Origin of the sequence: Streptomyces sp. NPDC044571, assembly GCF_040647115.1 — a bacterium.
Lineage (GTDB): Bacteria > Actinomycetota > Actinomycetes > Streptomycetales > Streptomycetaceae > Streptomyces.
In genome coordinates this window covers 26,650-50,327 of the sequence record NZ_JBEZBN010000008.1, presented here as the reverse complement: position 1 = coordinate 50,327, position 23,678 = coordinate 26,650, and the positions used below count along the sequence as shown (strand labels likewise).

Here is a 23,678-nt window from a genome sequence, read left to right as displayed (position 1 = left end):
GCGCTTTTCGTACGCGCGGGGAGAGCCTCGGGTCAGCGGGCCTCGACCGGGACGAAGTCGCGCAGGACCTCGCCGGTGTAGATCTGGCGCGGGCGGCCGATGCGGGAACCCGGCTCCTTGATCATTTCCTGCCACTGGGCGATCCAGCCGGGGAGGCGGCCGAGCGCGAAGAGCACCGTGAACATCTCGGTCGGGAAGCCCATGGCCCGGTAGATCAGACCGGTGTAGAAGTCCACGTTCGGGTAGAGGTTGCGCGAGACGAAGTACTCGTCGGCCAGCGCGTGCTCTTCCAGCTTGAGCGCGATGTCGAGCAGCTCGTCGCTCTTGCCGAGCGAGGACAGGACGTCGTGCGCCGCCGCCTTGATGATCTTCGCCCGGGGGTCGAAGCTCTTGTAGACGCGGTGCCCGAAGCCCATCAGGCGGACGCCGTCCTCCTTGTTCTTCACCTTGCGGATGAAGGCGTCGACGTCGCCGCCGTCGTTCTTGATGCCTTCGAGCATCTCCAGGACGGACTGGTTGGCGCCGCCGTGCAGCGGACCCCACAGGGCCGAGATGCCGGCGGAGATCGAGGCGAACATGTTCGCCTGCGAGGAGCCGACCAGGCGCACGGTGGAGGTCGAGCAGTTCTGCTCGTGGTCCGCGTGCAGGATCAGCAGCTTGTCGAGCGCCGAGACCACGACGGGGTCGAGGTCGTACTCCTGGGCGGGCACGGAGAAGGTCATGCGCAGGAAGTTCTCGACGTAGCCGAGGTCGTTGCGCGGGTAGACGACCGGGTGGCCGACCGACTTCTTGTACGCGTAGGCCGCGATCGTCGGCAGCTTGGCCAGCAGGCGGATCGTCGAGAGGTGGCGCTGCTTCTCGTCGAACGGGTTGTGGCTGTCCTGGTAGAACGTCGACAGCGCGCTGACCACGGAGGACAGCATCGCCATCGGGTGCGCGTCGCGCGGGAAGCCGTCGTAGAACCGCTTGACGTCCTCGTGCAGCAGCGTGTGCTGGGTGATCTCGTTGCGGAACGACGCGAGCTGGTCGACGGTCGGCAGCTCACCGTTGATCAGCAGGTACGCGACCTCGATGAAGGACGAGCGCTCCGCCAGCTGTTCGATCGGGTAGCCGCGGTAGCGCAGGATGCCCTGCTCACCGTCGAGGTAGGTAATCGCGGACTTGTAGGCCGCGGTGTTGCCGTAGCCGCTGTCCAAGGTGACGAGCCCGGTCTGGGCCCTCAGCTTCGCGATGTCGAAGCCCTGGTCACCGACGGTGCTCTCGACCACCGGGTAGGTGTATTCACCGTCCGCGTACCGGAGTACTACAGAGTTGTCGCTCACGTCATCCCTCACCGACGTAGTGCCTCTTCTTCGAGGTGCCCTGACTGCCTCTACCTTCCCCCATTTGGCGCAGGAGAGTGCACTCGGGGTCGGCCTTTGGTCCTTTTGACGGCACTGAGTGCCTTCAACCTGCTCATCCTGCCCCCTCCGCACGGGTGGCGGAACCCCAAATGATCGATCATTTAGGTGATGTTTCCCACCGGTATGCGGCCGGACAGCCGGGGGGCGACCGCCGTGTACCTCCTGCCTGCGGAAACCGTACGCACAGCCTGGCCGAGGGCCTTGCGGGACCCGACCAGGACGACCAGTTTCTTCGCCCTGGTCACCGCCGTGTAGAGCAAGTTGCGCTGGAGCATCATCCAAGCCCCCGTGGTGACGGGGATCACCACGGCCGGGTATTCGCTCCCCTGGGAGCGGTGGATGGTGACGGCGTAGGCGTGCGCCAGCTCGTCCAGCTCGGTGAACTCGTACCCGACCTCCTCGTCCTCCTCCGTCCGGACCGTCAGCCGCTGTTCGACCGGGTCGAGGGCGGTGACCACGCCGACGGTGCCGTTGAAGACGCCGTTGGCCCCCTTCTCGTAGTTGTTCCGGATCTGGGTGACCTTGTCGCCGACGCGGAAGACCCGGCCGCCGAACCGCTTCTCCGGCAGATCCGGCCGGGCCGGGGTGATCGCCTGCTGCAGCAGGCCGTTGAGGGTCCCGGCGCCCGCCGGGCCGCGGTGCATCGGCGCGAGCACCTGCACGTCGCGCCGCGGGTCCAGCCCGAACCTGGCCGGGATCCGGCGGGCGGCCACGTCCACGGTGAGCCGGCCGGCCTCCTCGGTGTCCTCCTCGGGGAAGAGGAAGAAGTCCGGCAGCCCGTCGGTCAGGGGCGGCAGGCCGGTGTTGATCCGGTGGGCGTTGGTGACCACGCCCGACTGCTGGGCCTGCCGGAAGATCCGGGTCAGCCGGACCGCGGGCACCGGGCCGTCCTCGGCCAGCAGGTCCCGCAGCACCTCCCCGGCGCCGACCGAGGGCAGCTGGTCGACGTCCCCGACCAGCAGCAGATGGGCACCGGGCGCCACGGCCTTGACCAGCTTGTTCGCCAGCAGGAGGTCCAGCATCGAGGCCTCGTCCACCACCACGAGGTCGGCGTCCAGCGGCCGGTCCCGGTCGTACGCCGCGTCCCCGCCCGGCTTGAGCTCCAGCAGCCGGTGCACGGTGGAGGCCTCGGCGCCGGTGAGCTCCGAGAGCCGTTTCGCGGCCCGGCCGGTGGGCGCGGCGAGCACCACCTTGGCCTTCTTGGCGCGGGCCAGCTCCACGATCGAGCGCACGGTGAAGGACTTGCCGCAGCCGGGCCCGCCGGTGAGGACGGCGACCCGGCGGGTGAGGGCCAGCTTCACGGCGTCCCGCTGCTCCGGCGCCAGCGTGGCCCCGGTGCGCGTCGCCAGCCAGGTCAGCGCCTTGTCCCAGTCCACGTCCCGGAAGGAGGGCATCCGGTCCTCCTCGGCCTGGAGCAGCCTGCGCACCTGCCCCACCAGCGACAGCTCGGCGCGGTGGAAGGGCACCAGGTAGACGGCGGTGAGCGGCGGCCCGCCCTGCGGGTCGGGCACCGGTTCGCGGACCACGCCCTCCGGGTCCGCGGCCAGTTCGGCCAGGCATTCGATGACCAGCCCGGTGTCGACCTGGAGCAGCTTGACCCCGTCGGCGATCAGCCGCTCCTCGGGCAGGAAGCAGTGGCCCTGGTCGGTGGACTGGGACAAGGCGTACTGGAGGCCGGCCTTGACCCGCTCGGGGCTGTCGTGCGGGATGCCGACGGACTGGGCGATCTTGTCGGCGGTGAGGAAGCCGATGCCCCACACGTCGGCGGCGAGCCGGTACGGCTGGTTCCGGACCACCGAGATGGAGGCGTCGCCGTACTTCTTGTAGATGCGGACGGCGATGGAGGTGGAGACGCCGACGCCCTGCAGGAAGACCATGACCTCCTTGATGGCCTTCTGCTCCTCCCACGCGGCACCGATCATCTTCGTCCGCTTGGGGCCGAGCCCCGGCACCTCGATCAGCCGCTTCGGCTCGCTCTCGATCACGTCCAGGGTGTCGGTGCCGAAGTGCTCGACGATGCGGTCGGCGATCCTCGGGCCGATGCCCTTGATCAGGCCCGAGCCGAGGTAGCGCCGGATGCCCTGGACGGTGGCCGGCAGGACGGTGCGGTAGTTCTCCACCGTGAACTGTTTGCCGTACTGGGGATGGGAGCCCCAGCGGCCCTCCAGGCGCAGCGATTCGCCGGGCTGCGCTCCGAGGAGGGCGCCGACGACCGTGAGCAGGTCACCGCTGCCGCGGCCGGTGTCGACCCGGGCGACGGTGTAGCCGCTCTCCTCGTTGGCATAGGTGATGCGTTCGAGGACGCCCTCGACCACCGCCAGTTGCACCGCCCCGTGGATTGCCATGGCACGAAGCTACCGCCCGGCGCGGACAACCCGTCAGGCCTGTGGACAACGAGGAACGGAAGGGCCCCGAAACCCAGAAGGAGGTCCGGCCTCGCGGCCGGACCCCCTCACGGTTACCCCTCCCGTGCCGGACTTCCCGATCCCCCCAGATCCTCCCCCGGAAGTACCGACGCACCATACGACCCGCCATGGCGCCCGGGGGTTGCACATCGATCCGGAACTTTACGTTTCCATTACCTGGCGGTCCGTACGGCGGGCACCCGGGCGGCCCCGTACCTGGAGCGGGTGTGGATCGCCGAGCTGGACGGCCGCCCGGTCGGCTCGGTGATGTGCGTACGCGAGGACGGCTTGCCCGGCACCGCGCGGCTGCGGCTGCTCCTCGTCGAGCCGGAGGGCCGCGGGCACGGAATCGGGGCCCTGCTCGTGGACACGGTCGTCTCCTTCGCCCGCTCGGTGGGCTACCACGAGCTGGTGCTGTGGACCAACGACGTGCTGACCTCGGCCCGTTCCCTCTACCTGCGCGCCGGCTTCACCCTGGTCGCCGAGCGCCCGCACCGTTCGTACGGGGTGGAGCTCACCGGGCAGGACTGGCGGCTGCCCCTGCAGGAGGACTCCCCGCGCTGACCCCGGCCGCAGCACCCCCCTCCCCACGGGCTCCGGTACGGGTTGCCGCGCGGGCGGGGGCCAGCGAGGTCAGGGCCACCCCGCCGACCAGCAGGACCGCGGCCAGCCAGCGCAGCCCGGAGACCCCCTCGCCGAGGACCAGGGCGGCCGAGGACATCCCGAACACCGGCACCAGCAGCGAGAACGGCGCCACGGAGGAGGCCGGGTAGCGGCGCATCAGATGGCTCCAGGCACCGAAGCCGAACACCGTGGACACCCAGGCGACGTACACGATGACGCCCGCCCCCGACCAGTCCAGCCCGCGCAGCGCGGCCAGGTCCCGCTCGGGCCCCTCCAGCAGCAGCGAGAGCGCGAACAGCGGCAGCACCGGGACCGTGCACACCCACACCATGAAGTTCATCGCGTCGGGCGGAGCGGCCTTGCGGGTGAGCACGTTGGACACGCCCCAGCAGGCGGCCGCGGCGACGACCAGGGTGAAGCCGAGCACCGGCCCCGAGGTGCCCCCGTCGACGGCGGCGACGACGATCCCGGCCAGCGCGACGACCATGCCGGCCATCCGGACCCGGCCGGGCCGCTCGCGCAGCACGACGGAGGCGAGGGCGGCGGTGAAGACGGCCTGGACCTGCAGGACCAGGGAGGAGAGCCCGGCCGGCATCCCCGCGGCCATGCCCGTGAACAGCAGGCCGAACTTGGCGACTCCGAGCGCCGCCCCCACCCCGAGGATCCACTTCCAGGCGACCTTGGGCCGGCCGGTGAAGAAGACGGCGGGCAGGGCGGCGACGAGGAAGCGCAGGGCGGACAGGAGCAGGGGCGGGAAGTGGCCGAGACCGATCTGGATGACGACGAAGTTGAAACCCCAGACGGCGGCGACGAGTACGGCGAGAGCGGTGTGTACGGGACGCATGCTCCGAGCATCGGCGCCCGGACCATGTAGCACCAGCGCGGATCTCTTCCGGGATGGATGAAGCATTGCTTACGCCTACGATGGGCGCATGCTCGATCTCGCCCGGCTGCGCGCGCTCCACGCCGTCTCCGTCCACGGCTCGGTCGCCGGGGCGGCGGCCGCCCTCGGCTACACCCCCTCCGCGGTGTCCCAGCAGATCGCCAAGCTGGAGCGGGAGACCCGGACCACGCTGCTGGAGCGCCGCGGGCGCGGGGTCGCACTGACCGAGGAGGCCCGGCACCTGGCGGACACGGCCCGGGAGTTGCTGGCGATCGTGGAGCGGGCCGAGACCACCCTGGAGGAGCGGCGCGGGCGGCCGAGCGGGCTGCTGACCGTCGCCGCGTTCGCCTCGGCGGCGCGCGGGCTGCTGCCGGGAGTCCTGGCCGATCTGGCGCACCGCCATCCGGCGCTGGACGTACGCCTCACGGAGGTGGACCCCCACCTGTCGGTGGACCTGGTGGCCCGGGGCGTCACCGATCTGGCGGTGGCCCACGACTGGGACATCGCCCCGCTGCCCGCGCCCGAGGGGGTCGAGCAGGCCGTGATCGGGGACGACCGGTGCGACCTCGTCGTCCCCGAGGGGCATCCGTTCACCACGCGGGCGGTCATCCGCAGGGCGGACCTCGGCGGGCTGCGCTGGGTGTGCCAGCCGCCCGGCCGGGTCTGCCACGACTGGCTGGTGCGGACGCTGCGGACGGCCGGTTTCGAGCCCGACATCGCCCATGTCGCCGAGGAGAACCACACCATCGTCGCGCTGGTCGCGGCCGGGCTCGGGGTGGCCGTGGTGCCGCGGCTCGGCACCGGTGCACTGCCCGCGGGCGCGGTGGCCGTACCGCTGGAGCCGGGTCCCGTCCGCAGGTTGTACGCCCTGTGGCGGAGCGGGGCGGCCCGCCGGCCCGCGATCACCGAGGCGGTGCGGACCCTTCAGGAGCACTGGGCCGGGTCCGCCCCGGCGTGAACCCGTCCGGGGGACCTCCCGAGTGTCCCGCGGCTCCCGGGGCGCGGTCCGGCATAGGGTCCGGCGCGTGCCGAACCACGCCTCCCGCCGGTCCCTGCTCACCGCGGCCGCCGCGGCCGCCGTCACGGCCGCCGGGGTCGCCTCGTACTCCGTGGGCGGGGGCGGCGGCCCGGACGACGCCCGCCCCGGCGACCGCGCTCCGGGTCCTGCCCCCGACCGGGCTCGGCTGCGCCGGGTGGTGTCGGCCATGACCCTGCCCGAGCTGGTCGGGCAGCTGTTCGTGTCCCGGGCGTACGGGCATTCGGCGACGGATCCGGACCCGGCGGACGCCGAGCAGAACACGGCCCTGTTCGGGGTGCGCACCGCCGCGGAGGTGGTCTCCCGCTACCACCTCGGCGGGATCATCTACTTCGCCTGGGCGCACAACACCCGCAGCCCGCAGCAGATCGCCGAGCTCTCCAACGGCCTCCAGCGGGCGGCGGCCGACTCCGGAGCGGGGATCCCGCTGCTGCTCTCCACCGACCAGGAGCACGGCGCCGTCGCGCGGATCGGCAGACCGGCGACGCTGCTGCCCGGGGCGATGGCGCTGGGCGCCCTGCACGGCCCGACGGCCGGCGCGCCCGACGCGACGCCCGGTGCGACGGCCGCCCCGACCGCCTCCCCCGGCGCGGCCACGGGCGGGGCGGGTTCCCCCGCCGAGGCCCGGCGGGCTGCGCGCATCGCGGGGGCCGAGCTGGCCGCGATGGGGATCCGGCAGGACTACGCGCCGGTGGCCGACGTGAACGTCAACCCGGCCAACCCGGTGATCGGCGTACGGTCCTTCGGCTCCGACCCGCACGCCGTCGCGGCCCTGGTCGCCGCCCAGGTGCGTGGCTACCAGGGGGTCGGGGTGGCCGCCACCGCCAAGCACTTCCCCGGCCACGGGGACACCGAGACCGACAGCCACGTCGGCCTGCCGGTGATGCGGCACACCCGCGCGCAGTGGGAGGAGTTGGACGAGCCGCCGTTCCGGGCGGCCGTGGAGGCGGGCGTGGACGCGGTGATGACGGCGCACATCGTCTTCCCCGCGCTCGACCCGTCGGGGGACCCGGCCACCCTCTCCCGGCCGATCGTGACGGGCATCCTGCGCGAGCGCCTGGGCTTTCGCGGGGTGGTGGTCACCGACGCCCTCGACATGGCGGGGGTCCGCCAGAAGTACGGGGACGACCGGGTGCCGGTGCTGGCCCTCAAGGCGGGCTGCGACCAGCTGCTGAACCCGCCGGACCTGGGGCTCGCGCACCGCAGCGTGCTCGCGGCGGTCGGGTCGGGCGAGGTGTCGCGGGCCCGGGTCGAGGAGTCGGTGCTGCGGATCCTGGAACTCAAGGCCCGGCGGGGCCTGTTCGGGGAGGCGTACACCACCTCCGCCCGGGTGGAGGCGGCCGTGGGCGTGCCGGCGCACCTGGCGGCCGCCGACGAGATCGCGGCCGGTACGACGACCCTGCTGGCCAATCCGGCGGGGCTGCTGCCGCTGGACCCGTCGGCCGCGCCCCGGCTGCTGGTGACGGGGACCGACCCGGTGTCCCCCAGCGGTACGACGGGCCCCCCTACCGCGGTCCTGGCCCGGGAGCTGACCGCCCTGGGCTGTACGGCGGTGGCGGTGGCGCCGGCCCGGGCGGCGGCCGCGGCGCCCGGCAACGCGGCGGTGCTGGTGTGCACGTACAACGTCCCGGAAGGGGAGAGTCCGCAACGCACCCTGGTCACCGAACTCCTGGCCACCGGCGTGCCGGTGGTGGTGCTGGCGATCCGCAATCCGTACGACCCGGCCCGCCTTCCGGCGTGCGCCGCGGAGCTGGCCACGTACACCTGGGGCGACGCGGAGATGCGGGCTGCCGCCCGGGTGATCACCGGGGCGGCACGGCCCGCGGGCCGGCTCCCGGTCCCGGTGCCGGGCCGCTACCCGCTGGGCCACGGGCTGACGTACGGCTGAGGCGTACGCCGGGCCCGTGGCCCGGGCTGCCGACCGGGGACCGGCCGGCAGCCGCGGTGCGCTACGGGCGCAGCTGCAGCTCGCGCTCCAGGTCCTGCTGGTCGAGCTGCGGGTCGGGCTTCGCCAGGGGCTGCGCCGTCGCCTTGCCGGTGAGGGTGGCGGCCGGGGCCACGCCCGCCCACTGGAGGATCTTCGCGGTGGCCAGCTCGCGCTCGCCGTCCTGGAGCTTGGCCACGTTCGCGCCGTGGTTGGCGCCCGGCGCGATCATCACGTAGCTGTCGCGCACGGTGTAGCCGAGATGGAACGGTTCAGCACCCCACGGGTCGTTCTGCCCGTACACGAACAGCATCTGGTTGGCGTTGTTCCGCACCCACTTGTCCACGTCCGCCATGACCCCCGGCTGGAAGGTCATCGGGATGTCGCGGGGCACGAAGTTGCGCGGCGGCTGGTAGCCGTAGCGGCTCAGGTTGCCCAGGTGCGGCTGCTTGATGTCGGGCGAGCCGAGCTGCGTCCCCGCCTGGTAGTAGTACGGCGTGTAGGTCTCCAGGCCCTGGTCGGCGTAGGCCGAGAAGCCGGAGATCGCGTCGACCGAGTCCCAGATCTCCTGGTCGCTCGCGGTCGCGGCGGTCGGGACGGTGGCGCAGTCGGCGAGCAGGCTGTACTGCCAGAAGGCCCAGACGTAGTCGAGCACGACGGCCTCGAACGCCTTGTCGAGGCTGCCGACGGTGGTGAAGGTCCAGCCGTTCGCGGCGGCGGCGGCCGCGTACTTGGCCTCCAGCGGCTCACGCCGCACCAGGGCCTCGCGCTGCACCGCGTTCAGCTTGTCGCGGCACTCCTTGGTGCCGACCTTGGCGAAGAACCGGTCGTAGGCCGAGTCCTCCTTGTTGACGACGTCGTTGGGCGCGACGTACGCGACGACACCGTCCATGTCCCGCGGGTAGAAGCGCTCGTAGTACGTGGCGGTCATGCCGCCCTTGCTGCCGCCCGTGGCGAGCCAGTTCTTCTTGTAGACCTTCTTCAGGGCGGTGAAGAGGCGGTGCTGGTCGCTGGCGGCCTGCCAGATGTCCAGGTTCGCCCAGTTGGCCGGGTCGGGCCGGGAGGGCGTGAAGAATCGGTACTCCAGCGACACCTGGTTGCCGTCGACGATGGTCGTCGGCTCGCTGCGGCGCGGGTTGATGTTGACGTTGTACCCGGAGGTGTAGAAGACCGTGGGCCGGGAGACGTCCTTGTGCAGCAGGGTGAAGCGCTGCTTGAAGGTGCCCTTCGAGGGCTGGCGGTGGTCCACCGGCTGCTCGTAGTTGAGTACGAAGAAGCGGTAGCCGGGGTACGGCTTCTCCTCGATCAGGCTCATCCCCGGGATGGCGAGGATCTCGTCCTTGATGTCCGTGGCGACGGACGGCCCTGCGGCGGTGGCCGCCTGGGCCGTGAAGCCGGCCGCGCCCATGGTGCCGATCAGCACCACGAGCGACAGGAGCCAGCCGAGCGTCTTGCGCATTCACCCTCCCCTTGAGTTCACTGCGGTCGCCCGTGAACCTAGCGGGGTCAACGCCGCGCTGACCAGACCCAGTTGGGCCGCTCCTTCAGCACAGGATCCAGCCGGATTCCACCGATCCGGCCGCAACGCTCCCCTTTACATACACGCAGCGGTTGATCGCACCGACGGTGACGGGTCCGGCATACCGGGTGAACTGCCCGGCATCGCGGACCGGGACGCCGCCGCGCGGCTGGATGCTCACCGACATCGGCCGGCGCGGACCCGGATCGCCGGCGACGGTCATCGCACAGGCCTGGGTGCGGCTCTTGTACACGCGCACCTCGCCGCCGGAGAACGGCAGGGTCCGCACCAGCTGCCCTCCGCAGCCGGACGCGGCCTGTGCGGACGGCGCGGCCAGCAGGCCGCCGGCGCACAGCGCCAGCACCGCGGTCACCACCGCCGCGCCGGCGCTCCCCCGGCGGCGGTCCTTCGGTCCGTGCTGCGTCCGCCCGTACTGTGTCCGCCCGTACTGCGTCCGTCCGTACTGCGTCCGTCCGTGCTTCTTCCGCCCGTGCTTCACGCTGTCCCCCGATCGGTCGTACGTAACACGTACGCATGTACGACGCGCCGGCCCCCCGGAAGGTTGCGCACGGCAAGCTCCGGGGGGCCGGTTTCGGTCAGGGGCGGTTCAGGCCGCGGCGCGCTCGTCCTCGCCGGCGAAGGTCCGCCACAGTTCGGCGTACCGGCCGCCGTGCGCGAGGAGTTCGGCGTGCGTGCCGTCCTCCACGACGCGGCCGCGGTCCATGACCACGACCCGGTCGGCGCGGGCGGCCGTGGTCAGCCGGTGGGCCACCACGAGGGTGGTGCGCTTGCCCGCGAGCCGGTCGGTGGCCTGGTTCACCTGGGCCTCGGTGGCCAGGTCGAGCGCGGCGGTGGCCTCGTCGAGCAGCAGCACGTCCGGGTCGACGAGTTCGGCGCGGGCCAGTGCGATCAGCTGCCGCTGGCCCGCCGAGAGGTTGCGGCCGCGCTCGGCGACGGTGTGCAGGTACCCGCCGTCGAGGGTGGCGATCATGTCGTGCGCGCCGACCGCGCGGGCCGCCGCCTCGACCTCGGCGTCGCTCGCCCCGGGCCGTCCGTAGGCGATGGCGTCGCGGACCGTCCCCGGGAAGAGGTACGGCTCCTGGGGGACGACCCCGAGCCGGTGGCGGTACGCCGAGAGGTCGACCTCCCGCAGATCGATGCCGTCGGCGGTGACCCGGCCCGAGGTCGGGTCGTAGAACCGGGCCACGAGCTTGACCAGGGTGGACTTGCCGGCGCCGGTCTCGCCGACGAAGGCCACGGTCTGCCCGGCGGGTATCCGCAGGCTGATTCCGGCCAGCGCGTCCCCCTTCTCGCCGCGCTCCTCGGCGGTCCCGTACGCGAACCGCACGTCCTCGAAGGCGATCTCGCCGCGCAGCTCGGGCAGCGGGCGAGGGTCGGCGGGGCGCGGGGTGGTGGTGGGCTCGCGCAGCAGCTCCTGGATCCGGCCGAGGGAGACGGTGGCCTGCTGGTATCCGTCGAACACCTGGGAGAGCTGCTGGACGGGGGCGAAGAACAGGTCGATGTAGAGGAGGTACGCCACCAGCGCGCCGGTGGTGAGGGTCCCGGCCTCCACCCGGCCCGCGCCCACGATCAGCACCGCGGCGGCCGCGCCCGAGGACAGCAGCTGGACGAAGGGGAAGTAGACGGATATCAGCCACTGGCCGCGCACCCGTGCCTCGCGGTACGCGTCGCTGCGCCCGGCGAAGCGGACGGCTCCGTCCCGCTGGCGGCGGAAGGCCTGCACGATGCGCAGCCCGGAGACGGACTCCTGGAGGTCGGCGTTGACCAGGCTGACCCGGTCACGGGCGAGCTCGTACGCGGCGACCGACTTGCGGCGGAAGACGATCGTGCCGATGACCAGCAGGGGCAGGGTGGCGAAGACGATCAGTGCGAGTTCGACGTCGAGGACGAGCAGGGCGATGAGGATGCCGAAGAAGGTGAAGACGGAGACGACGGCGGTGACGAGCCCGGTCTGCAGGAAGGTGGACAGGGCGTCCACGTCGGTGGTCATCCGGGTCATGATCTTGCCGGTCAGTTCGCGCTCGTAGTAGTCGAGGCCGAGGCGCTGGAGCTGGGCGAAGATCTTGACGCGCAGGGCGTAGAGCACGCGCTCACCGGTGCGCCCGGTCATCCGTGTCTCGGCGAACTGGGCGGCCCACTGGGCGAGGACGACGGCGAGGGCGAGCCCGGCGGCCACCCAGACGGCGCCGAGCGCGGCCTGCTCCACGCCCTTGTCGATCCCGTGCCGGATCAGGATGGGCAGCAGCAGGCCGGCCGCCGCGTCGACGGCGACCAGGGCGAGGCTGACGGCGAGCGGCGCCCAGAAGCCGCGCAGCAGCCGGCGCAGGTTGTAGCTGTCCTCGGCGGAGGCGGCACGGGCCTCGTCCACGCCGGGCTCGTCATCGGCGGGTGGCAGGGCGGCGACCTGCGCAAGCAGTTCCGGGGTGGCCGGCATTCCGGCGACGGCCCCGGCCATGGAGTGCCCGGCGCCGGGGGCGGCGGGCGCCCCGGGAACGGCGGTGGGGGCGGTGCCGGTGCTCTCCTCGCGGCGGCGCCACAGCTCGGGGGTGACCCCGTCCACGGGCCGGCGCTTGGCGCTGACCGGCTCGGAGTCGATCTCGGCTTCGAGCTCGATGTCCCGTTCGAGGTCGCGCTCGAACTCGGCCATGGCGGGGGCGTCGGCGGTGCGCGGGGAGCCGGCGGCGAGCGCGTCCGGGTCGGTGAGCAGCCGCCGGTACAGGGGCGAGCGGCGTTCCAGCTGCTCGTGCGTACCGATGTCGGCGAGCCGCCCGTGCTCCAGTACGGCGATCCGGTCGGCCAGCGCGAGCGTGGAGCGGCGGTGGGCGATGAGGAGGGTGGTGCGGCCGGTCATCACGGTGCGCAGCGCCTCGTGGATCTCGTGCTCGACGCGGGCGTCGACGGCGGAGGTGGCGTCGTCGAGGAGCAGCAGCCGGGGGTCGGTGAGGAGGGCGCGGGCGAGCGCGATGCGCTGGCGCTGGCCGCCGGAGAGGGTGAGCCCCTGCTCGCCGACCTTGGTGTCGTACCCGGCGGGCAGGGCCTCGACGAACCCGTGGGCCTGGGCGGCGCGGGCGGCGGCCTCGATCTGCTCGTCGGTGGCGCCGGGGTGCCCGTAGGCGATGTTGGCGCGGATGGTGTCGGAGAAGAGGAAGGAGTCCTCCGGAACGAGCCCGATGGCGGCGCGCAGGGAGTCGTACGTCAGCTCGCGCACGTCGTGGCCGCCGATGCGGACGGCGCCGCGGTCGGGGTCGTAGAAGCGCGGGAGCAGCAGGGAGACGGTGGACTTGCCGCTGCCGGAGGAGCCGACGACGGCGATGGTCTCGCCTTCCCCGATCGAGAGGGAGAAGCCGTTCAGGACGGGCCGCTCGGGGTCGTACCCGAAGACGACGTCCTCGAAGGCGACGGTGGCGGGCGCGTCGGCGGGCAGCTCGCGCTCCCCCTCGCGGATGACGGGCTCGGTGTCGATGAGCTCGAAGACGCGCTCCACGCCGGCGCGGGCCTGCTGCGCGACGGTGAGGACCATGGCGAGCATGCGGACGGGGCCGACGAGCTGGGCGAGGTAGGTGGAGAAGGCGACGAAGGTGCCCAGCGTCACCTGGCCGTTGGTGGCCATCCAGCCGCCGAGGGCCAGCATGGCGACCTGTGCCAGGGCGGGGACGGCCTGGAGGGCGGGGGTGTACTTGGAGTTGAGCCGGATGCTCCGCATCCGGCCGGCGAACAGGCGGCGCCCGGCGGCGCGCAGCTTGCCGGTCTCCTGCTCCTCCTGGCCGAACCCCTTGACGACGCGGACGCCGGTCACGGCCCCGTCGACGACTCCGGCGACGGCGGCGGCCTGGCCCTGCGCCCACCAGGTGGCGGGGAACAGCTTCTTGCGGCTGCGCTTGGCGATGAACCAGAGGGCCGGGGCCATCAGCAGGGCGACCAGGGTCAGCACCGGCGACAGGGCCAGCATGATCCCGAGGGATATCCCGAAGAGGAGGAAGTTCCCGATGGTCATGGGGAGCATGAACAGCAGGCCTTGGATCAGCTGGAGGTCGCTGGTGGCCCGGCCGACGACCTGACCGGTGGACAGCTCGTCCTGCCGGCGCCCGTCGAGGCGGGCGATGGTGTCGTACATGTCGGTGCGCAGGTCGTGCTGGACGTCGAGGGCGAGGCGGCCGCCGTAGTACCTGCGTACGTAGGTGAGCGCGTACACGAGGACGGCCGCGCCGATGAGCATCCCGGCCCAGGGGCCCATCGGCTTGCTCTGGTCGCCGATGACGTCGTCGATGATGACTTTGGTGACGAGCGGTACGAGTGCCATGACGGCCATGCCGGCCAGCGAGGACCCGAGCGCGAGCAGCACATTGAGCTTGTAGCGCCAGGTGTAGGAGGCGAGCCGCCTGCCCCAGCCCTGTTTCCGGTCGGTCGCCGTCTTCGCCGCCACCACGTGGTGCCTCCCCGTTCGTCCTGTCCTGCCGCCTCCCCCAACGCCGTGACCGGCGGATTTCATCCCCCTGCAACAATCGGGCCGGGGCTGTGGACGACGCCCCGGGGCGTCGTCCACGTCGCCGCCTGGCCGGTTGGCCTCGAAGCAAGGGCCTTCGGCGCGCCCCACGAGCGGAAACGGCGGAGCACCGAGGCCGAGTGAGGTCAGAGGTGCGTCGGGGTGAACATCCTGAGGGTGGTGGGGAGGACCAGGACGGAGGGGCCCGGGGTGGTCAGGGCCGTGGTGAGGCCCTCGGTGAGGGTGGCTGCCGTGGTGGTGGCCGCCGGGACGCCGAAGGACGCCGCCAGGGACACGAAGTCGGGGCCCGGCAGGTCCGTGCCCGTGGCGCAGCCGTACTCGCGCAGGATGCCGTAGCCGCCGTCGTCCACGATCAGCCAGGTGACGTCCAGGTCGTGCTGCTTCGCGGTGGCCAGCTCCGCGATCGAGTACATGGCGCCGCCGTCGCCGGAGACGGCCAGCACCGGCGTGCCCGGTTCCGCCGCGCACGCGCCGAGCGCCGCGGGGAAGGCGTAGCCGAGGCCGCCCGCCCCCTGCGCCGAGTGCATGGTGTTGGGGTGCTTCGCGTCGAACGCCGACCAGGCCCAGTAGGACAGGATCGTCATGTCCCAGAAGGACGGCGAGCGCGGCGGCAGCGCGGCCCGGATGGAGGTCAGGAGCTGCTGCTCCAGCTCCACGTCCTGGGCGGCGAGGCGCGCCGCGATGTCCGACAGGACCTTCCGGACGCGGGCGGGCGCCGAGGGGTCCTCCCGCTCGGACACCGTTTCCAGCAGGGCCTGGAGGGCGAGCCGGGCATCGGCGTGGATGCCGAGGCCCGGGTGGTTGGACTCCAGCTTCCCGAGGTCCGCCTCGATCTGGACGACCCGGCCCCGGGGGAAGAACGTGTGGTAGTTCGAGGAGATTTCCCCCAGGCCGGAGCCGACCACCAGGAGGACGTCCGCGTCCTCCAGGAAGTCCGTCATGTGGCGGTCCTCCAGCCAGGACTGGAGCGAGAGGGGGTGCGTCCAGGGGAAGGCGCCCTTGCCGCCGAAGGTGGTGACCACCGGCGCGTTCACCCGCTCGGCGAGTTGGCGCAGCTTGCCCGCCGCGTCGGAGCGGATCACCCCGCCGCCCGCGATGATCACGGGGCGGACGGCCGTCTCCAGCCAGTGCGCCGCCAGGGCCGTCAGCTCGGGGCGCGGTGCGAGCTCGTGCGGGGTGGCGTCCATGCCCGTCACCTGGGGGACGAGGGTCTCCGCCCGCAGGACGTCCTCCGGGATCTCCACCCAGACCGGCCCGTGCGGGGCCGTGAGCGCCGATTCCCAGGCCGCGGCGACGGCGGAGGGGATCTGGGAGGGGGTGCGGGCCGTGTGGACCGACTTCACCACGTCGCGGAAGGACGCCGCCTGGTCCCGCAGCTCGTGCAGGTGCCCGCGCCGGCCGCCGCCCAGGCCGACCACCGGGACCTGGGAGGAGATCGCCAGCACGGGGGCGGAGGCGGCCGCGGCCTCCGCCAGGGCGGGCAGCGCCATCAGCGCGCCCGGCCCGGTGGACAGCAGGAGCGGAACGGCCTCGCCCGTGATCCGGCCATAGGCGTCCGCCGCGAAGCCCGCGTTGTTCTCCGTCCGCAGCCCGACCAGCCGCAGATCGGAGCGGCCCACCGCCTCGAAGAGGGCGAGCGCGTGCTGTCCGGGCAGCCCGAAGACGGTGGTGGCGCCCAGCGAACGCAGCGTTTCCACGACCAGGTCCCCGCCCGTGCGCCCCGGCGGCGGCGCGAGCGCTGCCGCCGTCTGGGCCTCGGTCGGCCGGAGTACCAGGTCGTGGTCGTGCGTCACTTCGCTACTTGCCCTTCGACTGCGCGATCTGCCGGCTCATGATCGTGGTCAGCTCGTACGCGGTGTGCGAGGCCGCGACCGAGGTGATCTCGGCGTGATCGTACGCCGGGGCGACCTCGACGACGTCCGCGGAAACCAGGTTGCAGGAGGACAGGCCGCGGATGATCTCCAGCAGCTCGCGGGAGGTCATGCCGCCCGCCTCCGGGGTACCGGTGCCGGGCGCGTGGGCCGGGTCCAGCACGTCGATGTCGATCGAGATGTAGAGCGGACGGTCGCCGATGCGCTGACGCAGCTGGTCGGCGACCTCGTCGGCGCCGCGGCGGTAGACGTCCGCGGAGGTGACGATGCCGAAGCCCATCTTGGCGTCGTCGTCCAGGTCCTGCTTGCCGTACAGCGGGCCGCGCGTACCGACGTGGGACAGCGCCTCGGTGTCGAGGATGCCCTCCTCGACGGCGCGGCGGAACGGGGTGCCGTGCGTGTACTCGGCGCCGAAGTACGTGTCCCAGGTGTCCAGGTGGGCGTCGAAGTGGAGCAGCGCCACCGGGCCGTGCTTCTTCGCCACCGAGCGCAGCAGCGGGAGCGCGATGGTGTGGTCGCCACCCAGGGTCATCAGGCGGGAGCCGGCGCCGAGGAGCTCGTCGGCGGCGGCCTCGACCGTCTCGACGGCCTCGTTGATGTTGAAGGGGTTCACGGCGATGTCGCCGGCGTCGGCCACCTGGGCGAGGGCGAAGGGGGAGGCGTCCTGCGCCGGGTTGTACGGGCGCAGCAGGCGGGAGGCCTCGCGGATGGCGTTGCCGCCGAAGCGGGCGCCGGGACGGTAGGAGACCCCCGAGTCGAACGGCACACCGACGACGGCGACGTCCGCGGAGCCGACCTCGTCCAGGCGGGGCAGCCGGGCGAAGGTGGCGGGTCCCGCGTAGCGCGGGATGCGGGAGGAGTCGACGGGGCCGCGCGGCTGCGTGCTCATGGGAAGGCCTTCCGGGTCGGGAGGGGGGTGTGCGGTGTTTCGAGCGTAAGCCGCCGTGCGCCCGTCGCGAAGTGTACGTTTCATCCATGGGGCCAAGCCGACCTGTACGGAGTATCCATGCCGACCTCTGCGCCGACCTCGTCCGAAGCGCCGCTCACCCCGCCGGTGCCGCTGTCGGCGCTCCTCGGCGAGCAGGCGCTGGGGCTGCGCCGGCTCGCCGGGCCGGCGCGGGCGGAGGTGCACGGGGTGCACGCCTCCGAGATGGCGGACCCGTCCCCGTACCTGCTCGGCGGCGAGCTGCTGCTCACGGCGGGCGCGGGCCTCATGGAGCCGGAGGCGGACGTACGCCACCCCGGCGGGTCGGCCCCGGCGGCCGGCCCCCTGGTGCAGGAAGGCTCGGCTGCGCGTGAGCACCCGGCCGGCCCGGCCGATGCGTACGTCCGGCGCCTGGTCGCCTCCGGCGCGGCCGCACTCGGATTCGGCGTGGCACCGCTGCACGCCGAGGTGCCCCCGGAGCTGGCCGCCGCCTGCGCGCGGCACGGGCTGCCGCTGCTGGAGGTGCCGCCGCGGACCCCGTTCACCGCGGTCGCCCGCGCGGTGGGACGGCTGATGGCGGAGGCCCGTACCCGCGAGCTGCGCCGGGTGACCGAGGCCCAGCAGTCGCTGGCCGCGGCCGCCGCCCGGCCGGACCCGGTCCCCGCGGTGCTGCGCCGCCTGGCCGCCGGCCTGGGCGGCTGGGCGGTCCTCCTCCCCCCGCCCACGCCCACGGCCCCGCCGGCCCCCGCTCCGCCCGCCCCCGCGGTGCGGGATGTGCTCTTCGCCGGGGGCGAGCCCCCCGAGGAGGTGTTCGGCGGGCTCGTCGCGCTGGCCGGGCGGGTGGCGCCGGGGGCCGCCGCCACGGCCACCGGCGCCGTGGCGGGAACCCAGCTCAGCGCCTACGCCCTCGGCGGCGGGCACGTGCTCGGGGTCGCCGCGCCGGAGCGGGCGCCCGGCGACCACACCATCGCCTCCGTGGCGGCCGTACTGCTGACCCTGCTCACCGCGCGCCGGGCACCCGGGACCGGTGAGGCGGCGGCCCTGACCCGGCTGCTGCTGGACGGGGATGCGGCCGGGGCCCTCGCCCCCGGCCCCTGGCACGTCGTCCACGCCCGCGGCTCCGGTGACCCGCAGACCCTGGCGGCGGCCCTCGGCACCGTACTGCTGGACCCGGAGGGGCCGACGGCTCGCCTCCTCACCGACCGGGAACCGGCCCCGCAGCCCGGCTGGCGCCTCGGGGTCAGCGCACCGGCCGCACCGGCGGAGCTGCGCACCGCCCAGGCGCAAGCCCGGCGGGCCCTGGAACGGGCGGAGGCGGCCCGGACCCCGCTGGTCCGCCACACCGGGGACGGCCTGTCCGGGCTCCTGGACCCCGCGGAGGCCCGCGCGCACGCCGAGGCGCTCCTCGCCCCGCTGAACCGGGCGCACGCGCAGACCCTGCGCGCGTGGCTGGCCCACCACGGCAGCTGGGACCGCACGGCCGCCACCCTCGGCATCCACCGCAACACCGTCCGCCAGCGCATCGCCCGCGCCGCGGCGCTCCTCGCCCGCGACCTCGATGACCCCGACACCCGCATGGAACTGTGGTTCGCGCTACGTACTCTGGACACCGAGGACAACCCGCCAGTAACTTAGTCTGAGCAAGCGCTTAGAGTTCGCCCTCCGCTGAGCGGCGACGGCGCGCAACCATGACCGCGAGAGCGGCGGCGGTTCAGCCGCAGAGGGGAGTCCGGCCGTGCGCCGTACCGTTTTCAACGAGGACCACGAGGCATTCCGCGAGACCATCCGCGCCTTCATCGAGGCCGAGGTCGTCCCCGTCTACGACGAGTGGTTCGCCGCCGGCCAGGCGCCGCGCGACTTCTACTACAAGCTCGGCGAGCTGGGCGTCTTCGGCATCAACGTGCCGGAGGAGTTCGGCGGCGCGGGACTGGACACCCACAAGTTCGAGGCCGTCCTCTACGAGGAGACCTCCCGCGCGGGCGTCAACTTCGGCGGTTCCGGCGTGCACGTGCTGCTCGCCCTCCCCTACATCAAGATGCTCGCCACCGACGAGCAGAAGAAGCGCTACCTGCCGCAGTTCGTCAGCGGTGAGGAGATGTGGGCCCTCGCCATGACCGAGCCGGGCACCGGCTCCGACGTCGCGGGCATGAAGACCACCGCCAAGCTCTCCGAGGACGGCACGCACTACGTCCTCAACGGCTCCAAGACCTTCATCACCGGTGGCGTCCACGCCGACCGCGTGATCGTCTGCGCCCGCACCTCCGCCCCGCGCGAGGACGACCGCCGCTTCGGCATCTCCCTGTTCGCCGTGGACACCAAGTCCGAGGGCTACTCCATAGGCCGCAAGCTCGACAAGCTGGGCCTGCGCACCTCCGACACCGCCGAGCTGGCGTTCGTCGACGTCAAGGTCCCGGTCGAGGACCTGCTCGGCGAGGAGGGCAAGGGCTTCTACTACCTCGGCCACAACCTGGCCTCCGAGCGCTGGGGCATCGCCTTCGGCGCGTACGCCCAGGCCGCCGCGGCCGTCCGGTTCGCCCAGCAGTACGTCACGGACCGGACCGTCTTCGGCAAGCCCGTCGCGCACTTCCAGAACACCAAGTTCGAGCTGGCCGCCTGCCAGGCCGAGGTGGACGCCGCCCAGGCCGTCGCCGACCGCGCCCTGGAAGCCCTGGACGCCGGCGAGCTGACCCCGGCCGAGGCCGCCTCGGCGAAGCTGTTCTGCACCGAGGTCGCGCACCGCGTCATCGACCGCTGCCTCCAGCTCCACGGCGGCTACGGCTACATGAACGAGTACCCCATCGCCCGCCTGTACGCCGACAACCGCGTCAACCGCATCTACGGCGGCACCAGCGAGATCATGAAGTCCATCATCGCCAAGTCGATGGGCCTGTAAGGAACTCAGTCTCAGTCCCATGAACGAGGCACTGACGACTCTCCTCGATCTGCTCGACCTGGAGCAGATCGAGGAGGACATCTTCCGCGGTACCAGCCGTCCTTCGCTGGTACCGCGGGTCTTCGGCGGTCAGGTCGCGGCCCAGGCGCTGGTCGCGGCCGGCCGTACCGTGCCCGAGGACCGCACTGCGCATTCGCTGCACTCGTACTTCCTGCGCGCCGGCGACCCGGGCGCGCCCATCGTGTACTCGGTCGACCGGATCCGCGACGGGCGCTCCTTCACCACCCGGCGGGTCGTCGCCGTCCAGCACGGCCAGCCGATCTTCCACCTCTCCGCCTCCTTCCAGGTGTACGAGGAGGGGCTGGACCACCAGGTGGCCATGCCGGCCGCGCCGGACCCGGAGACCCTGCCCACGGCCGCCGAGTCGCTGCCCGCGTACCGGGAGGTCTTCCGGGACCCGGGCACGGTCGAGCGGCTGGCGGAGGCACGCGGCGCGGTGGACCTGCGGTACGCGACGACCCCGCCGTGGGGCAGCGTGGGCGTACCCCGGGAGCCCCATTCCCAGGTGTGGTTCCGCACGGCCGACAAGCTGGAGAGCGACGACGCGCTGCTCCACACCTGTCTGGCCACCTACGTCTCGGACATGACCCTCCTCGACTCGGTGCTGCTCGCGCACGGTCGGGGCGGGTGGGCCGTCGGCGACGTGGTGGGCGCCTCGCTGGACCACGCGATGTGGTTCCACCGGCCGTTCCGCGCCGACGAATGGCTGCTGTACGACCAGGAATCGCCCTCGGCCGCCGCCGGGCGAGGCCTCGGCCAGGCCCGGATCTGGACCCAGGACGGCCGGCTGGCCGTCACGGTCATCCAGGAGGGCGTGGTCCGCGTACCGCGCGGGCAGTAACGCACGGCGGCGCGTGGGGCGGGCCACAGGGCGGAACCGCCGGGCCCGGCCGCGCGTCGCCAGCTTGCATGATCCTTCTGCTTCTCGCCTTCGCCCTGCTCTCGCCGTTCGCCGGGATGCTGCTCCTCGGCCGGCTGGCGGTGCAGGTGGGGCGCGTCGTACGGCGCGGCTCCGCCGGGGACCTGCTCGGTGGCGGCACGTTCCTGCTGGTCGCCCTCATGGCGCTGTGCGCCGCGGGATCGGCGTACGTCTGGGGCCTCTCGGCCGGTGTCTACGTGCTCGATCCCGAGGAGGTGTGCGGCTACGCCCAGTGGGGTGAGCACGAGAGCGTGGTGGTCTGGGAATCGCGGTTCCCGCTCTCGGTCCACTGCGCCGACCACCCCGGGGACCCGGGCGGGCGCCAGCTGATCCCGGGCTGGGTGAACCCGGCCGTCATCGCCGCGGCCGCCACGGCCGTGGCCTTCGCGCTGGCGGCCCCGCTGGCCCCCTGGCTGCGCCGCAGGGCCTCGGCGGGCCGGGCTACGCCTGCCGGTCCGGCCGCGGAACGGCCTTGAGCTTGGCCCAGATCCCTTCCAGAGCCTCGATGTCCGCGTCGTCGAGCACGTCGTCGAAGACCTCGGCGAGGGCCTCGCGCCGGGTGGCGTCGGCCTCCGCGAAGGCGCGGCGGCCGGCGTCGGTGAGCGCGATCCCCACCGAGCGGGCGTCCGTCGGGGACGGTATCCGCTCGACCAGCCCCCGGCCCCGGAGCGAGTCGACCACCCGGGACACCTGGCTGCGGCTGAGCAGCGTCATGGCGCCGAGCTCCGAGGCGGCGACCGGCTCCTCCTGGAAATGCAGCCAGAGCATGACCTCGAACCACGAGAGCGGGAGGTCGTGGCGGCGCGCGAGGGCCTGGTCGACCCGGGCGGTGAGCGTGGATCCGGCCCAGACGAGACCGTAGAAGGCATGGTCACGGGCGGTGAGACTGCCCAGGGAGAGTGCGTTGCGCGCCATGGGAGCAGCGTACCGGGAGGAGACCAATGTTGCGTGCGCACGCACAGAAATGTAATGTGTGCGTGCACACGCACTGAGATGGAGATACCCCATGACCACGAAGACCGTCCTCATCACCGGCACCTCCTCGGGCATCGGCCTGGCAGCCGCGGTCGCCGCGGCCCGGGCCGGCTGGCACACCGTCGCCACCATGCGCGACACCTCCCGCGCCGACGCCCTGCTGAAGGCCGCCGCCGAAGCGGGCGTCGCGGACCTCGTCCAGGTCAAGCGCCTGGACGTGACCGACTCGGAATCCGCGGCCGCCTGCGTGGCCGAGGTCGTCGCCGAGCACGGGCGCCTGGACGCGGTCGTGAACAACGCGGGCGCCGGCTTCGTCGGGACCATCGAGCAGCACGGCATGGAGCAGGTCCGCTCCGTGATGGAGGTCAACTTCTTCGGCGTCGTCGAACTCACCCGGGTCGCGCTCCCGCACCTGCGCGCCTCGGGCGGCCGGGTCATCACGGTGACGAGCGTCGGCGGGGTGGTCGGCCAGCCGTTCAACGAGGCCTACTGCGCGGCCAAGTTCGCCGTCGAGGGCTTCATGGAGTCCCTGGCACCGGTGGCCGCGTCCACCGGTGTCCAGGTGGCCGTCGTCGAACCGGGCGCCGTCGCCAGCGAGTTCGTGAACAACGTACGGCTCGACGTGCCGGCCATGCTCGCCGAGGCCGGCCCGTACGCCCGGGCACTCCAGGGCTACGTCAACCACGCCATGGAGGCCTTCGACGCAGACACCGCCCAGACCTCGGAGCAGGCGGCGGCGCCCGTCATCGAGGCGCTGACCGCCGAGACCATGCCGTTCCGGATCCAGACCTCCGAGTGGGCCCGCGACTTCGTCGCTGCCAAGCTCACCGACCTGGACGGCTCGGCCGTCCAGGCGATGACCACCGCCTGGCTGCGCTAGAGCAGGTCGGCGGCCGCCAGCAGGTACGCGACCATCGGGTCGTACGCGCGGGGGTCGCGGACGTGGTCGTCCAGCGGGACCGCCACCTGGAGGGTGCCCTCGGCCTCGCCGAGGAAGAGGGCCGGGTCGTTGCAGTCCGCGTACCCCACCGCGTCGAGGCCCCGCTGCGCCGCGCACCCCGCCCAGCCGTGGTCGGCCACCACCAGGTCCGGCAGCGGGCGCCCCGCCGCGGCCAGCCCGTCCAGGATGGCGGCCATCGGCTCCGGGGAGTGGGTGTGCCACAGGGTCGCGCCCCGCTCCAGCACCGCGACGTCCGCGACCTGCCACACCGCGCCCTCGTCGGCCACCAGCCCCGGCGGGATGACCACGATCTCGCAGCCCGCCGCGCGCAGGGCGCCCGCCGTGGCCCGGTGGACGTCCAGCAGCCCGCCCGGGTGGCCGGTGGCCAGCAGCACGCTCTGCCGGTCCAGTGCCGCCTTGCGCAGCCGTGCCGCCATCCGGTCGAGCGCGTCGACCGTGAGCTCCGGGTCGATGGTGTCCTGGCCGTACCGGTGCGCGGCGTCGTCGACGACACCGCACCGCTCCGCCATCACCGCGAGCACGTCCTGCTCGTCCGTCCAGCGGTCGCCCAGCTCCAGGCCGAGCCAGTAGTGCCGGTCGCCGTTGGCGAGCTTGCGGTAGTGCGCGAGGTTGTTCTCGCGCGGGGTGGCGACCTGTCCCGCGATCCGACTGCGGACGAGATGGTCGACGAGTTCGGCGCGGCTGGGGACGGGCTGCTCTATCGGCTTCGGCATGCGCCCCATTCTGCCGCCGCGCACGCGGAGCCGCCCCGTCCA

At 72.9% G+C, this 23,678-nt stretch carries 17 protein-coding genes and 1 pseudogene; 8 read left to right on the top strand and 10 right to left on the bottom strand.

The genetic code is table 11. The annotated features are described in order from the left end of the window. Positions 1-32: 32 nt before the first annotated feature. Complete coding sequence (locus AB0B01_RS06425; RefSeq protein ID WP_356846725.1) at positions 33-1,322, bottom strand: citrate synthase; 1,290 nt, start codon at positions 1,320-1,322, stop codon at positions 33-35. 182 nt (positions 1,323-1,504) lie between these two features. Next, positions 1,505-3,748 (bottom strand): ATP-dependent RecD-like DNA helicase, encoded by a 2,244-nt coding sequence (locus AB0B01_RS06420; RefSeq protein ID WP_361713517.1) that lies wholly within the window; start codon positions 3,746-3,748, stop codon positions 1,505-1,507. 270 nt (positions 3,749-4,018) lie between these two features. On the opposite strand from AB0B01_RS06420, the pseudogene AB0B01_RS06415 reads away from it, so the two are divergent. Then, positions 4,019-4,372, top strand: a pseudogene (locus tag AB0B01_RS06415) (GNAT family N-acetyltransferase); the annotation flags it as partial. Here AB0B01_RS06415 and AB0B01_RS06410 read toward each other — a convergent pair. Beyond that, positions 4,323-5,276: an EamA family transporter gene (locus tag AB0B01_RS06410; protein ID WP_361713515.1), complete on the bottom strand. Its 954-nt coding sequence runs from the start codon at positions 5,274-5,276 to the stop codon at positions 4,323-4,325. The pseudogene AB0B01_RS06415 and the gene AB0B01_RS06410 overlap by 50 nt on opposite strands. Before the next feature lie 88 nt (positions 5,277-5,364). Between AB0B01_RS06410 and AB0B01_RS06405 the strand changes: the two genes are divergently transcribed. After that, complete coding sequence (locus tag AB0B01_RS06405; protein ID WP_361713513.1) at positions 5,365-6,273, top strand: LysR substrate-binding domain-containing protein; 909 nt, start codon at positions 5,365-5,367, stop codon at positions 6,271-6,273. A gap of 67 nt (positions 6,274-6,340) precedes the next feature. Beyond that, positions 6,341-8,239 carry a glycoside hydrolase family 3 N-terminal domain-containing protein gene (locus AB0B01_RS06400; RefSeq protein ID WP_361713511.1) on the top strand — a complete coding sequence of 633 codons (1,899 nt, stop codon included), beginning with the start codon at positions 6,341-6,343 and terminating at the stop codon, positions 8,237-8,239. A gap of 61 nt (positions 8,240-8,300) precedes the next feature. On the opposite strand, the gene AB0B01_RS06395 is transcribed toward AB0B01_RS06400, so the two are convergent. The 5 genes from AB0B01_RS06395 to speB form a co-directional block, all read right to left on the bottom strand. Further along, on the bottom strand, positions 8,301-9,734 hold the full coding sequence (locus tag AB0B01_RS06395) for a S28 family serine protease (RefSeq protein ID WP_361713510.1): 1,434 nt from the start codon (positions 9,732-9,734) through the stop codon (positions 8,301-8,303). Positions 9,735-9,819: 85 nt separating this feature from the next. Beyond that, positions 9,820-10,293: a hypothetical protein gene (locus tag AB0B01_RS06390; RefSeq protein ID WP_361713508.1), complete on the bottom strand. Its 474-nt coding sequence runs from the start codon at positions 10,291-10,293 to the stop codon at positions 9,820-9,822. Positions 10,294-10,401: 108 nt separating this feature from the next. Beyond that, entirely contained in the window at positions 10,402-14,241 is a 3,840-nt protein-coding gene (locus AB0B01_RS06385) for an ABC transporter ATP-binding protein (protein WP_361713506.1), read from the bottom strand. Positions 14,242-14,444: 203 nt separating this feature from the next. Then, positions 14,445-16,112: a thiamine pyrophosphate-binding protein gene (locus AB0B01_RS06380; protein WP_361713504.1), complete on the bottom strand. Its 1,668-nt coding sequence runs from the start codon at positions 16,110-16,112 to the stop codon at positions 14,445-14,447. A 4-nt stretch (positions 16,113-16,116) separates the two neighbouring features. Then, positions 16,117-17,079 (bottom strand): agmatinase, encoded by a 963-nt coding sequence (speB, locus tag AB0B01_RS06375; protein ID WP_361713502.1) that lies wholly within the window; start codon positions 17,077-17,079, stop codon positions 16,117-16,119. Positions 17,080-17,196: 117 nt separating this feature from the next. Between speB and AB0B01_RS06370 the strand changes: the two genes are divergently transcribed. The 4 genes from AB0B01_RS06370 (at position 17,197) to AB0B01_RS06355 (ending at position 21,463) form a co-directional block, all read left to right on the top strand. Next, positions 17,197-18,750 carry a helix-turn-helix domain-containing protein gene (locus tag AB0B01_RS06370; protein WP_361713500.1) on the top strand — a complete coding sequence of 518 codons (1,554 nt, stop codon included), beginning with the start codon at positions 17,197-17,199 and terminating at the stop codon, positions 18,748-18,750. Between the two features lie 100 nt (positions 18,751-18,850). After that, positions 18,851-20,008, top strand: a complete 1,158-nt coding sequence (locus AB0B01_RS06365; RefSeq protein WP_361713498.1) for an acyl-CoA dehydrogenase family protein — start codon at positions 18,851-18,853, stop codon at positions 20,006-20,008. Between the two features lie 19 nt (positions 20,009-20,027). Then, complete coding sequence (locus AB0B01_RS06360; RefSeq protein ID WP_361713496.1) at positions 20,028-20,909, top strand: acyl-CoA thioesterase II; 882 nt, start codon at positions 20,028-20,030, stop codon at positions 20,907-20,909. A gap of 68 nt (positions 20,910-20,977) precedes the next feature. Beyond that, a complete protein-coding gene (locus AB0B01_RS06355) occupies positions 20,978-21,463 on the top strand; it encodes a hypothetical protein (protein WP_361713494.1) in 486 nt (161 codons plus the stop codon). Here AB0B01_RS06355 and AB0B01_RS06350 read toward each other — a convergent pair. Beyond that, complete coding sequence (locus AB0B01_RS06350) at positions 21,429-21,902, bottom strand: MarR family transcriptional regulator (protein ID WP_361713492.1); 474 nt, start codon at positions 21,900-21,902, stop codon at positions 21,429-21,431. The genes AB0B01_RS06355 and AB0B01_RS06350 overlap by 35 nt on opposite strands. A 91-nt stretch (positions 21,903-21,993) precedes the next feature. On the opposite strand from AB0B01_RS06350, the gene AB0B01_RS06345 reads away from it, so the two are divergent. Next, a complete protein-coding gene (locus tag AB0B01_RS06345; RefSeq protein ID WP_361713490.1) occupies positions 21,994-22,842 on the top strand; it encodes an SDR family NAD(P)-dependent oxidoreductase in 849 nt (282 codons plus the stop codon). On the opposite strand, the gene AB0B01_RS06340 is transcribed toward AB0B01_RS06345, so the two are convergent. Beyond that, on the bottom strand, positions 22,839-23,645 hold the full coding sequence (locus AB0B01_RS06340; RefSeq protein WP_361713488.1) for a phosphatase: 807 nt from the start codon (positions 23,643-23,645) through the stop codon (positions 22,839-22,841). The genes AB0B01_RS06345 and AB0B01_RS06340 overlap by 4 nt on opposite strands. Positions 23,646-23,678 lie beyond the last annotated feature (33 nt).